The sequence below is a fragment of the Mesorhizobium sp. M7A.F.Ca.MR.362.00.0.0 genome (assembly GCF_004023175.1).
GTDB lineage: Bacteria > Pseudomonadota > Alphaproteobacteria > Rhizobiales > Rhizobiaceae > Mesorhizobium.
On sequence record NZ_RZTF01000175.1, the window covers coordinates 1 to 11,956 of the forward strand.

General features: G+C 62.2%; 12 protein-coding genes, 1 tRNA gene and 1 pseudogene. 7 read left to right on the forward strand and 7 right to left on the reverse strand.

Translation table 11 applies throughout. The features are described 5' to 3' along the window. A partial coding sequence (locus EOC06_RS20520; protein ID WP_164898670.1) for an NADP-dependent oxidoreductase occupies nucleotides 1–639 on the forward strand: 639 nt, incomplete at its 5' end. A gap of 92 nt (nucleotides 640–731) precedes the next feature. Here EOC06_RS20520 and EOC06_RS20525 read toward each other — a convergent pair. After that, a complete protein-coding gene (locus EOC06_RS20525; protein WP_013529904.1) occupies nucleotides 732–1,007 on the reverse strand; it encodes a DUF1153 domain-containing protein in 276 nt (91 codons plus the stop codon). 288 nt (nucleotides 1,008–1,295) lie between these two features. On the opposite strand from EOC06_RS20525, the gene mnmA reads away from it, so the two are divergent. Beyond that, nucleotides 1,296–2,486 (forward strand): tRNA 2-thiouridine(34) synthase MnmA, encoded by a 1,191-nt coding sequence (gene mnmA / locus EOC06_RS20530; RefSeq protein WP_127317831.1) that lies wholly within the window; start codon nucleotides 1,296–1,298, stop codon nucleotides 2,484–2,486. A 39-nt stretch (nucleotides 2,487–2,525) separates the two neighbouring features. Here the strand turns inward: mnmA and EOC06_RS20535 are convergent, their stop codons facing one another. Then, on the reverse strand, nucleotides 2,526–3,491 hold the full coding sequence (locus EOC06_RS20535) for a Gfo/Idh/MocA family protein (protein WP_128308639.1): 966 nt from the start codon (nucleotides 3,489–3,491) through the stop codon (nucleotides 2,526–2,528). Between the two features lie 240 nt (nucleotides 3,492–3,731). On the opposite strand from EOC06_RS20535, the gene EOC06_RS20540 reads away from it, so the two are divergent. Continuing rightward, a tRNA-Met gene (locus tag EOC06_RS20540) sits at nucleotides 3,732–3,808 on the forward strand. Between the two features lie 176 nt (nucleotides 3,809–3,984). Here the strand turns inward: EOC06_RS20540 and EOC06_RS20545 are convergent. The 5 genes from EOC06_RS20545 to EOC06_RS20565 are packed head-to-tail and all read right to left on the reverse strand — an operon-like array spanning nucleotide 3,985 to nucleotide 8,554. Beyond that, the gene (locus EOC06_RS20545) at nucleotides 3,985–4,413 is read right to left on the reverse strand and encodes a thioesterase family protein (protein WP_127381726.1); all 429 of its coding nucleotides are present in this window, start codon (nucleotides 4,411–4,413) and stop codon (nucleotides 3,985–3,987) included. Next, a complete protein-coding gene (locus tag EOC06_RS20550) occupies nucleotides 4,410–5,345 on the reverse strand; it encodes a 3-keto-5-aminohexanoate cleavage protein (protein ID WP_127317813.1) in 936 nt (311 codons plus the stop codon). Before EOC06_RS20550 ends, EOC06_RS20545 begins: the two co-directional genes overlap by 4 nt. A gap of 31 nt (nucleotides 5,346–5,376) precedes the next feature. Beyond that, nucleotides 5,377–6,483: an ABC transporter ATP-binding protein gene (locus tag EOC06_RS20555; protein WP_127270374.1), complete on the reverse strand. Its 1,107-nt coding sequence runs from the start codon at nucleotides 6,481–6,483 to the stop codon at nucleotides 5,377–5,379. After that, nucleotides 6,483–7,220, reverse strand: a complete 738-nt coding sequence (locus EOC06_RS20560) for a GntR family transcriptional regulator (RefSeq protein WP_127270373.1) — start codon at nucleotides 7,218–7,220, stop codon at nucleotides 6,483–6,485. The genes EOC06_RS20555 and EOC06_RS20560 overlap by 1 nt, the downstream gene beginning before the upstream one ends. Beyond that, nucleotides 7,220–8,554: an aspartate aminotransferase family protein gene (locus EOC06_RS20565; RefSeq protein WP_128308640.1), complete on the reverse strand. Its 1,335-nt coding sequence runs from the start codon at nucleotides 8,552–8,554 to the stop codon at nucleotides 7,220–7,222. The genes EOC06_RS20560 and EOC06_RS20565 overlap by 1 nt, the downstream gene beginning before the upstream one ends. Nucleotides 8,555–8,675: 121 nt before the next feature. On the opposite strand from EOC06_RS20565, the gene EOC06_RS20570 reads away from it, so the two are divergent. From EOC06_RS20570 to EOC06_RS40875, 4 genes and pseudogenes are all read left to right on the forward strand, one after another. Further along, nucleotides 8,676–9,731 carry an ABC transporter substrate-binding protein gene (locus tag EOC06_RS20570; protein WP_128308641.1) on the forward strand — a complete coding sequence of 352 codons (1,056 nt, stop codon included), beginning with the start codon at nucleotides 8,676–8,678 and terminating at the stop codon, nucleotides 9,729–9,731. Between the two features lie 31 nt (nucleotides 9,732–9,762). Further along, entirely contained in the window at nucleotides 9,763–10,962 is a 1,200-nt protein-coding gene (locus EOC06_RS20575) for an ABC transporter permease (protein ID WP_164898671.1), read from the forward strand. Beyond that, nucleotides 10,959–11,768, forward strand: a complete 810-nt coding sequence (locus tag EOC06_RS20580) for an ABC transporter permease (RefSeq protein WP_128308643.1) — start codon at nucleotides 10,959–10,961, stop codon at nucleotides 11,766–11,768. The genes EOC06_RS20575 and EOC06_RS20580 overlap by 4 nt, the downstream gene beginning before the upstream one ends. After that, nucleotides 11,765–11,956 (forward strand): annotated as a pseudogene (locus EOC06_RS40875) (amidohydrolase); the annotation flags it as partial. The gene EOC06_RS20580 and the pseudogene EOC06_RS40875, both read left to right, overlap by 4 nt.

Here is an 11,956-nt window from a genome sequence, read left to right on the forward strand (position 1 = left end):
GCCTATGCCGAGCTGGCTGCCGTGCCTGCCGATCAAATCGCACTGAAGCCGAAGGGCGCGGACCACCTCAAGACAGGCGCCTTGCCGCTGGCCGGCCTCACCGCCTGGCAAGGGCTTGTTCGCCACGGCGGACTGAAATCGGGGCAGCGCATATTGGTCCATGCAGGAGCCGGCGGCGTCGGTCATTTGGCGGTGCAGATCGCCAAGGCGCGCGGCGCCTACGTTGTCGCCACGGCCAGCCCGGGCAAGCTCGATTTCGTCCGCGAACTCGGCGCCGACGAGGTCTTCGACTACACCAAGGGCGATTTCACCGATCAGGTTCGCGACATCGATCTGGTGCTGGATCCAATGGGCGGCGACCACGCCCAACGCTCGCTGAAGGTGCTCAGGCGTGGCGGCGTGCTGGTGTCATTGCTCGATGTCAGCGACAACACCAGGACCCAGGCCGGCGCGCGAGACATTCGGGTCGAGCGTATGTCCGTCGTTCCCGACAGGGAGGGCCTGGTGGAACTGGCTCGGTTGATCGATGCCAACAAGCTCGCCGTCCATGTGGCGAAGAGCTTCCCGCTGGACCAGGCGGGGGCCGCTCACGCCTTCCTCGCCGCCAAGCCGATCGGCAAGGTTGCATTGACAGTCTGAGCGCCAGAAGGCTCGCTTCCAGAAACGAAAAGCGTTTTGGAAAACGCGAAGGGCGCGGGGTTAGCCGCGCCCTTCGTCTAAATTCGCAACGGTCAGTGCCGGTATTGCTGTATGCGTGTCGTGCGCAGCCCGGCAAGGCCATATTCGTCGATCGACGCCTGCCAGGACAGGAATTCCTCGGTGGTGAGCTTGTAGCGTTGGCATGCCTCGTCCAGGCTCAAAAGCCCGCCGCGCACGGCCGCAACCACTTCCGCCTTACGCCGGATAACCCAGCGACGTGTATTGGTCGGCGGCAGATCGGCAATCGTAAGAGGGCTGCCGTCAGGCCCGATAACATATTTGACTCTCGGTCTAACCAGATCGGTCATCGTACTCTCTACAAAAAACTCAAAGACCCAATCCCCGCCACGTTACCGCCACAGCTTTAAAAATTGCCTAAGCAGACCCTAATGACTAGGTAAGGATCATGAACGCCGCGTTAGTCTTTTCGCCGGCATTTGAAACATCTGCCCGCAAACCCTGATTTGCCGGGGAAAATGCATCCCCTGGCGGAGATCGGCCGCAATCGGTGAATCGCCCTGCACGCTGGCGCGCCGGTAAAGCTTGACCTATATTCTCGACATTGGCATTGAGGCGCCGCGCAGAACGAAAGCATCATGAACAGTCTCGATCTTCCCGGACGTCCCGAAAACACCCGCATCGTCGTCGCCATGTCGGGCGGTGTCGATTCCTCGGTCGTCGCCGGCCTGCTGAAACGCGAGGGCTACGACGTCGTCGGCGTCACCTTGCAACTCTACGACCACGGCGCGGCGACGCACCGGGCCGGCTCATGCTGCGCCGGGCAGGACATCGACGATGCCCGCCGTGTGTCCGAGACGCTCGGCATCCCCCATTATGTGCTCGACTACGAGGAACGCTTCCGCAAGGCGGTCATCGATCCCTTCGCCGAGAGCTACGTCGCCGGCGAGACGCCGATCCCGTGCGTTTCCTGCAACCAGACGGTGAAGTTCGCCGACCTCCTGGCCACCGCCAAGGAGCTCGGCGCCGACGCGCTGGCCACCGGCCACTACATCCGTTCCGGCGCCAATGGCGCCCACCGCGCTCTCTACCGTCCGGTCGACGCCGACCGTGACCAGAGCTATTTCCTGTTCGCCACCACGCAGGCGCAGATCGATTATCTGCGCTTTCCCCTCGGCGGCCTGTCGAAGCCCCAGGTTCGCGCCATCGCCGAGGAGATGGGGCTGGCGGTTGCCGCCAAGCAGGACAGCCAGGACATCTGCTTCGTGCCGCAGGGCAAGTATTCCGACATCATCGCCAAGCTGAAGCCAACCGCGGCCAATCCGGGCGACATCGTCCACATCGACGGCCGCGTGCTCGGCCGCCATGAGGGCATCCTGCGCTACACGATCGGCCAGCGCCGTGGCATCGGCATCGCTTCCGGCGAGCCGCTTTACGTCGTCCATCTCGATGCCGACCGCGCTCGCGTCGTGGTTGGCCCGCGCGAGGCGCTGGAGACGCACAAGATCTATCTGCGCAATATGAACTGGCTGGGCGACGGACCGCTCACAGACGTCCCTGCTGGCGGCCTGGAGCTGTTCGCCAAGGTCCGCTCGACGCGACCGCCGCGCCCGGCCGTGCTGCATCATCGTGCCGGTGCCACCTGGGTGGAACTGGTCGACGGCGAGTCCGGCATCGCGCCGGGCCAGGCCTGCGTGCTCTACTCCGATGACGGCAACGAAGCCCGCGTGTTCGGCGGCGGCTTCATCGAGCGTTCGGAGCGTGGCGCCGAGGCCGAGGCGATGCTGACCCGGCTTGCCGCCAGGCCGGCCCAGATACCTGCCGAATAAGATACCTGCCGAATAAGATTCCCGCCGAATAATCCGCGCTCAGGAATTGGACTTGGTGTGGGTGACCGTGCCGGCGGTCAGGATGCGCAGCACCCTGATGGCTTCCTCGCCGCTGGTACGCGGTTCGGCACGCGTCTCGATGCACTGGATGAAATGCTCCAGCTCGCGTGTCAGCGGCATGCCCTGGGCAACCGCGACATAGGAGGGTTCATTGGTGGTGAAGGCCCATTGGCCGCTGTCCTGCCACACCGCGTGACGGTAGACGGCAAGCTTGCGTTCCCATGGCTCGACGTCGTCGAACACCGCCATCGCCTTGGTGCCGACCACGGTCAGCCGCCGCTCGCGATAGGGATTGAGACGCGAGGTGAAGAGATGGCTGCGCAGGCCGTTGGGGAAGCGCATGTGCAGATGCGCGAAGTCGCTGAGACTGTCGAGCAGAGCGGCCCCCTCGCCGCGCACCTCGATCGGCTCTGTGCCGGTGATCGCCAGGATCATCGACAGATCGTGCGGCGCCAGGTCCCACAGCGCGTCGTTCTCTGTGTGGAACTTGCCGAGGCCGAGCCGGTGCGAGTGGATGTAGCGGACTTCGCCGAGCTCGCCCTTGTCGATCAGCCCTTTCAGCGTCTCGAAGGCGGGGTGGAACCGCAGGACATGGCCGACCATGAAGACGCGGCCATTGTCCTTGGCCGCCTGCACCGCACGCTCGGCGTCGGCAACAGTCAGCGCGATCGGCTTTTCCACCAGCACGTCCTTGCCGGCCGTGACGGCACGCACGGCAAGGTCAGCATGGAATTGCGGCGGCAGCGCCATGACGATGGCGTCGATATCGTCACGCACGAACAACTGGTCCGGCTCGATCGCCAGGCAGTCCTGCTCGCTGGCGAAGCCTTCTGCGCGGGCCCGGTTGGTGTCGGAGACCGCGTACAGCGCGCCGAGCGCCTTGAGAGTGCGGATGTGGTTGCTGCCCCAGTATCCGCAACCGAGGACTGCTATGCGCGGCTTCATCTGTTTCAAACTCTAAAAACTCGTGGCCGAGACATAGCGACGTGCCCCTTCGAACTCAACCCCGGCGGCGGCAACCAAATGTCCGCACGGCAAAGCTTTTCGATAATGACGATAAGCCGGCAAGCCGGTTGCTTCGAAGCTTGACAGGCTCACCCTCCCAACCTTATATCCGCGCGACCTTGGCGAACGCCCCCGACATGCCTTTCGATTTGAGGCGGATTTCGGGCCTTTCGCCGCCCTGGCGGGGTAGCTCAGTTGGTTAGAGCACGGGAATCATAATCCTGGGGTCGGGGGTTCAAGTCCCTCTCCCGCTACCACTTCAACCCACTATCGTACGCAATGGCCGATTGTGGCGGGCTGCCCAATGCGGTGTCCTGTGCGATAGCGGCTATATCTGACCTTCCTAGGGCGAGTAAAAGCCTTCAGCGACCTACAGCATCTCGCTCAGTGACGCCAATGCGGCTAACGATGCCGTCACCGGACATTCTCGCCGTCACCCACGCGTATCGGCTTCACCCCTCGGGAGTTTCGCGCTCGCCTGCCGGGCTTCGCCTTCGATTTCGATCTTGCTCCGCGCTTGAAGATCGAAGCGCACCGTTACGGTGCGCATGCGCGCATGCAGGACTCCGTCCAGCGTACCGCGCATTTCATGTAGATAAGTCAGCGACGATTTCCCAAGCTTTTCTATAACGCTGCGAACGGTGACCAGGGTTCCCGCTGCGGTTTCATGCACGTAGTCGATCTCCATCCTCACATCCGCCCAGCCGAGGGTCGGCGTCAAACGAGGATCGGCAATCCTGCCCAGCAACTGGAAACTGGCGTCATCAAACATCGCCACATAATGACGAACGTTGAGATGGCCCATCGCGTCGCACATCCAAGGATGCACGACGCCGACATAGGTTTCGATGCCGGGCGTCAAAACCCGACCTCGTTTGCGCCCTTGAGATCCAGCAGTTGACGGGCTTCGTCGGGCGTCGCGATTTCGAGCGACAACTCGTTGAGAATGCGCTTTATCTTGGCAACCTGTTCGGCATTGCTCTTAGCGAGCGTGCCCTTGCCGACATAGAGGCTGTCTTCCAAACCGACCCGTACATTGCCGCCCATGATCGCGCCCATCGTGCAGAGATTTATCTGGTGCTTGCCCGCGGCAAGGATCGACCAGAGATAGTCGTCTCCGAACAGCCGATCAGCCGTCCTGCGCATGTGCATCATGTCTTCTGGGTCGGCGCCGATTCCGCCCAGCAGCCCGAAGATCGTCTGGACGAAAAGCGGCGGCTTCAGCAGCTTGCGGTCTAGAAAGTGCGCAAGCGTGTAGAGGTGACTGACATCGTAGCACTCGAACTCGAACTTCGTGCCATAGGCCTGGCCGACTTCGACGATGATACGCTCGATCTGCTCGAACGTGTTGGAGACGATGCCCTTCTTTGTGTCTTCCAGGTAGCCCTTCTCCCAGTCGTACTTCCAGTCGGTGTATTTCGGCGCGATGTGGTGCAGGGCGAAATTCATAGATCCCATATTGAGCGAGCAGAGTTCCGGCTTCGAAGCGTGGGCGGCTTCAAGGCGCTCTTCGAGGGTCATCTTCAGCCCGCCGCCGGTGGAAATGTTCATCACGGCGTCGGTCTGCTGCTTGATGCGCGGCAGGAAATCCATAAACAGCTTTGGATCAGGGGTAGGCTTGCCGGTCTCCGGATCGCGGGCATGCAGATGGATCACCGACGCTCCGGCTTCGGCTGCTCCGACGGCGGCGTCGACGATCTCGGACGGCGTTATCGGCAGATACGGGCTCATCGTCGGCGTGTGGATCGAGCCGGTGACCGCACAGGTGATGACGACTTTCGGCGATTTCTTCATTGTTGAACTCTCCCTTGTCTGCCTTTTGTTGTTATCTCTCGAGCGCGAGGCAATCCTCACGACCACAGCCCAATCGAACCGCCTCGCCCGCATTGAGTTCGGACCGAGACGACGATGCGGCAAGCTTGACAATGAATTTCAGGCCGCCCGCCGTCACAGCGACGAGCCGGATGTGATCCCCGACATAGACGGACTGAACGACGGTTGCCGCAATCACGTTGAGGGCGGTGGAGCCATCGTGCAATAAGGACATGCGCTCGGGCCTGATCGACAGCGTCACCCTGGCGCCCGCAGGGGGCGTCGCGCCAGGGGAAATGGCGTTCAACACCAGATCGCCATCGTCGAGATGGACGGCCACGCCACCGTTTTCACCGCCGGCAAGCACGGTGCCGGACATGCGGTTGTTCTCGCCGATGAAGCTCGCCACAAAGCTGCCCGTCGGACGCTCATACAGTTCGCGTGGTGTCGAAAGCTGCTCGATGCGGCCGGCACTGAACACCGCGATCCGGTCCGACATGGTCAGCGCCTCGGTCTGGTCGTGTGTCACATAAACGAACGTGACGCCGAGCCGGGCATGGATATCCTTGATTTCGAACTGCATCTGCTCGCGCAATTGCTTGTCGAGGGCGCCGAGCGGTTCGTCCATCAGGACAAGATTTGGTTCGAAGATCAGGGCGCGGGCAACCGCGACGCGTTGTTGCTGCCCACCCGAAAGCTGCGCCGGACGCCGGTTGCCGAATTCGGGCAACTGGACCATGTCGAGAACGTTCCTGACACGTCGCGTCACCTCGTCGCGGCCAAGTTTGCGGACCTCGAGCGGGAAAGCCAGGTTTTCGGCGACCGTCATGTGCGGGAAAAGCGCGTAGTTCTGGAACACCATGCCGATGCCGCGACGATTGGCGGGAACGTTGTCGATGCGCTGACCGTCAATGAGGATTTCGCCCTCGGTCGTATCTTCGAACCCCGCAAGCATCATCAACGCCGTCGTCTTGCCAGACCCGGAAGGCCCCAGCAGCGTCAGGAATTCGCCGCGCATGATTTCCAGGTCGAGCTGACGCACCGCCTGGACCGTCTGCCCGTAGCGCTTGCTGACGCCACGAAACTCGACATGAACCGGGCCACGCGGGGATCCGCCCATCACCGCGCCTGCGCCTTGGGATCACGGCGTGCCGAAGCCGGGCGTTTGCGCGCAGGTTGAGCCTCAGCCGCCGCGGCGGCGCGAAGAATGATGTCGGCGGCCTCGCGCAGGTCGGCCACCAGCGCCTTGCGCGCAGCCGCGCCATCGGCGCGACGCAGCGCCGCGAGCATTTCGTCGTGATGGTCCAGGCCCAGGCCGTAGGTCACGTCCGAGCGGACGATGTTCAAGAACGGTCCTGCTTGCAGCCACAATTTCTCGATGATTTGCTGGATGAGAGGTGACCGCGCGGCATGGTACATCGTGAAATGGAAGCGCCTGTTCAAGCCGAGATAGCTAGCCATGACATTGCTCTCGACGCATTCGCGCATCAGCCCGTTCAGCTTCGCCAATTCATCGAGTTCTTCGGGCGTGATGGTCGTCGCGGCCCACTCGGCCGCCGTTCCTTCGACGCTGCAGCGCACACGCACCAGATCCGAAATACGCGCCACCGTGGCCTCGGGGACGATGACGCCCCGATTTGGGTGGTCGAACATTGCCTCGTCGCTGACGAGTTGCCGCAAGGCCTCGCGCACCGGCATGGCGCTGGTCCGGTACTGTTCGGCAAGCTGTCGCACGACCAGTCTTTGGCCGGGCAGGAAGTCACCGTTCATCAGTGCTTCCTTCAAGCCCGTATGGACACGAACATGAGCTGTCTTTTGCGCGGCTGAGCCGGCACTGGCATTCTTGCGATCAAGCATCAGTTTGTCCGGCGCGGCAGTATTTTGAGGTTGCTCGACAGGAAATCGTCGAATGCGCCGGCGAAGCCGTCGAGTTCGGTGTCGCCAAATGGCAGTGACAACGCCAGCATGCCGCGCGGCGTCACGTAGTACCCTCGCAACAGCATTTCGATATGCCAAAGCGCAATCACCGAAGGATCGGCATCGTCGAGCCGCGCCGGAGTGTCCACCGGCCCCCTGACGAAATGCAGGTTCATCAACGACCCACGCCCTATGACGATGCCCTCGACGCCATGCCTTTCAAGGGAGACGTTCATCGCTTCGCGCAAGCGATCGCCGCGCGCATTGATGGCGCGGCTCGCCTCTTGCGTCAGCACCTCGGTCAGACCGGTGAAGCCAGCAGCCATGCTGAGAATATTGTTGTTGAACGTCCCGCCATGCGAGAACGCACCGGGCAAAGCCGGATCGAAGCGATCGACGAGGTCGGCGCGTCCACCGAATGCGCCAAAACTGGCGCCGCCGCCGATATACTTGCCGAGCGTCACGAAATCGGGAAAGATTTCATGTGCGCCATGGAGCGCGCGGTAGTCGAGGCGCGAGGTCATCACCTCGTCGAAAATCAGCAGCGCGCCGGTCTCCTTCGTCGCCGCGCGCAGCGCTTCCAGGAACTCACGCGTCGCCGGGATGCAGCCGCCGCCGCCCATCATCGGCTCGACGATGACGGCGGCAAGCTCGTCGCCCTGTTCCTTGATGAGCGCCACGGCGCCTGCACTATCGTTGTAGTCGGCGAAGACAAAGGGGAACGGCAGATTGAGCGGCGAGCCGCCATGCGCAAAGGTGAGTACGCCACCGTGATAGCCCTCGCGGAACGCGAGTATCTTCGAACGCTTTGTGATGGCGCGAGCGGCGGAAATCGCCATGATGTTCGCCTCGGTGCCCGAGTTGCAGAAGCGCACGCGCTCGATGGCTGGAAAACGGTCGACCACCGCCGCTGCAAGGCGCGCTTCGTAGCGGTTGGGGGCGCCCAGCATGATGCCGCCCTGTATTACGTCCACAAGGGCTGCCGAAATCGCCTTGTCGGAATGGCCGTAAAAACCGGCGCTGTATTCCGAGACCAGGTCGACATAGGTATGGCCGTCGAGATCGGTGACCCTGCAGCCGTCGCCGGAAACAAACGATACGGGGAACGGCGGATACCATAGAACAGCCCTCGTATTGCCACCCGGCAACGATGCCGCGGCCTCGTTCTGACGCGCCCGGCTGTTCGGGTTGGCGTCAGCGAAACGCTGTCGGGCCTCATCCAGAACAGCAGCGAGACTGACATTGGCGCGCAGGTCTCTAGTGCCTTGCAGCATTCGATCAAATCCCCTCGTCTTTTCAACTTTTTTGGACCCTATCGCAAATTCTTATTGCTAATCAATCCATTTTGCGTTTGAAATTTGATCAAATCTACAACGATAAGAAAGGGGAACTGCAATGAGGACTTATCTGCAAGCCGTATCTGCCGCCGCGATCTGCCTCGCGACCTCGACTTTGGCCGCGTCCGCGGCCGACCCCGTCACGGTGGTCGGCTGGGGTGGTACATGGGACAAGGCCTACAAGGATGGAGTCTGGGACAAGTACACCGAACAGACGGGGGTCCCGATCGTCATGGAAGAATGGGGCGGCGAGGTCGCCAAGGTGCGTGCCCAGGTGCAGGCAGGCAACATCACTTATGACGTCGTCTCGGTCGAAGCGCCCGCCATGGAAGTCGGCTGCGCCGAAGGCCTGTTCGTCCCGCTGACGCCCGAGATCACCGGCGACGCGGCGAATTATCTCCCAGGCACCCTGCACGAATGCGGCGTCGCATCCGACACCTGGGCTACGGTCCTTGCCTACAACACGAAGGTCTACAAAGGTGACGCCGCGCCGAAGAGCTGGGCGGATTTCTGGAACGTCGAGAAATTTCCGGGAAAGCGCGGTCTCTACCAGCAGGCGCAGTTCACGCTGGAAAACGCGCTGATGGCCGACGGCGTTAAGCGCGAGGACATGTACAAGGTGCTGGGCACGCCGGAAGGCGTCGACCGGGCTTTCGCCATGCTCGACAAGATCAAGGCGCACGTCGTCTGGTGGTCCACAACGACGCAGGGCATCCAGAACCTCGACAGTGGTGAAGTGGCTCTCAGCGACGCGTTCAATGCGCGCATCACCAACGAAGCCATCAACGAGAAGAAGCCCTATGCGATCGCATGGGACGCTGGCTTCTTCTATGGCACCGACTACTGGGCGGTGGTGAAGGGCGCGCCGCACCAGCAGGCCGGGCTGGATCTCCTCAAGTGGTTCTCCATCCCTGAAAACCAGGCCGGCTTCTCGAAACTCTATGCCTATGGCACCGGCCGCAAGGAAGCCGCCGACCTCATTCCCGCGGATTGGAAGGCCAACCTGCCGACGTCGCCGGAGCACCTTCAGTACGGCGCCTCCTATGACAACGACTTCTGGACCGAGCACAAGGAAGCACTGGAAGAACGCTTCAAGGCCTGGCTCGCGAAGTAACCCAGGCATGTTGGTCGGGACAAAGCCGGCTATGAAGCGGCGCCAACGGGGCGGCATGCTCGCCCTGTTGACGACCCCGCTTATTCTGTTCGTCGTCATTCTGTTTCTGTGGCCGGTAGCGCGCTTCCTCGCTCTGGCCGTCGACAACTCGGATTTCTCGAACAACCTGCCGCGCACAATTGCCGCTCTGGCGGGCTGGAATGCGGATAGCGGCCTGCCTGGCGAACCCGTCTTTGCAGCACTCGTCGAGGATTTGGCCGACGCGCGGCGCGCCGGGAAGGAAGGCGTCCTGGCGCAACTCGTGAACCAGCGCGTGGTCGGCAGCCGTTTCCTCGTCATCAAGACGGCAAAGGATGCGGCCGACGGCAAGCTCGACATGCGCCCTGTGCGCGACGAGGTGCTCGGCAAACAGGCCGGCTGGAAAAACATCGATCTCTGGCAGGTCATAGCGCGTCAGCAAAGCGCGCGAACGGACTATTATCTGCTTGCGAGCCTGGACCTGAAGCGAGGCGCGGACAATTCGATCGAAGCCGTTTCCGCCGACCGCGCCATCTTCGTCGACGCGCTGCTGCGTACGATCTGGATCAGCATCGTGGTGACCGTCATCTGCGCGGTGCTCGCCGTGCCGCTGGCGCAGGCAATTGTCAGCGCGCCCCCGGCCTGGTCGAAGCTGATGTTCGCGTTGATCCTGTTTCCGCTCTGGACGTCGCTGCTGGTGCGCACCGTCATCTGGATCATCGTGCTGCAGAAGAACGGCCCCGTGAATTCCACTCTGCTCGGATTGGGTATCGTCAGCGAACCCCTCGACCTCATCTACACCCGCTTTTCGCTCTATTTGGCGATGGTTCAGGTTCTGCTGCCTATGATGGTGCTCTCCGTCGTCGCTGTCATGCGGCGGGTTCCGACCACCTACATGCGCGCGGCACTGTCGCTGGGTGCGCCGTGGCTCACGGCGTGGCGCCGCGTGCAGTTACCGTTGATCCTGCCAGGGATCCTGTCCGGCGGGGCGATCGTTTTTGTCTTCGCACTTGGCTACTACATCACCCCGACGCTTGTCGGCGGGCCGACCGACCAGATGATCTCCAGCTACATAGCTTTCTACACGAACAGCACACTGAACTGGGGCATGGGTGCAGCGCTTTCGCTGCAACTGCTGATGATCCTCGTGTTGTTTGCGTTGCTGTTCTGGACGGCGTCCGTCCTCTTCCGCCGCAAGGCGCATGTCGCATGAGCGCCGACCGCTTCCGGAAGTGGCTGATGTATGCCTACGCGGCGACGTTGCTGGCGTTCATCATCCTGCCCCTGCTGATCGTGATCCCTATGTCGCTGACCTCGAGCAATTCGCTGGCATTTCCGACGCCGGGCTGGTCGCTGCGCTGGTATGCCGAACTGTGGGTCGACCAGCGTTGGCCGAACGCACTGTGGAACTCGGTCGTCATCGGGCTGTTCACCACGGTTCTGGCGTTGCTGCTCGGCATACCTGCGGCGATCGGGCTCGCCTGGGGCGATTTTGCCGGCAAGCGAATCCTCTACGCGATCATCGCCGCGCCCTTGGTGACGCCAGTCGTCATCGTCGGCGTCGCGGCCTTTTCATTCTTCGCCACACTGGGACTCGTCGGCAACAAGCTATCGATTATTCTGGTGCATACGGCGATGGCCGTGCCTGTGATGCTGACGACTGTCGTCGCCAGCCTTTCGACCTTCGACCGGACGTTGGTTCGCGCGGCGGCATCGCTCGGCGCCGGCACCATGCGCACATTCTTCAAGGTAGTGCTGCCGCTGATAGCGCCGGGCGTCATTACAGGGGCCATCATCGCCTTCATCATCTCTTTCGACGAAGTCGTCGTCGCAAGTTTCCTCTCGACAGGCGCGGAGCGAACCTTGCCTCGCATGATCTTCTCCGGGGTTCGCGAGTCCATCAGCCCTGCCATCGCGGCCGTCGCTGTGCTGCTGATCGCATTCTCGGCGACCCTGCTTGGTGTCATCGCCATCCTTCAGAGCCGCTCGCAAACTCTCCGCGCAAGGGCATCGGCATGAGACTGGTTCCATCGGTGCAGCAGTTGGAGACCGAGATGACGGCCTGGCGGCGGCATCTCCATGCCAATCCAGAACTCGGCTTCGAAGAGTTCGAGACGGCGCGTTTCGTGGCGGACAAACTGCGCTCGTGGGGCATCGAGACGACCGAAGGCGTCGGACGGACAGGTGTCGTCGGCACGCTCAGGGGC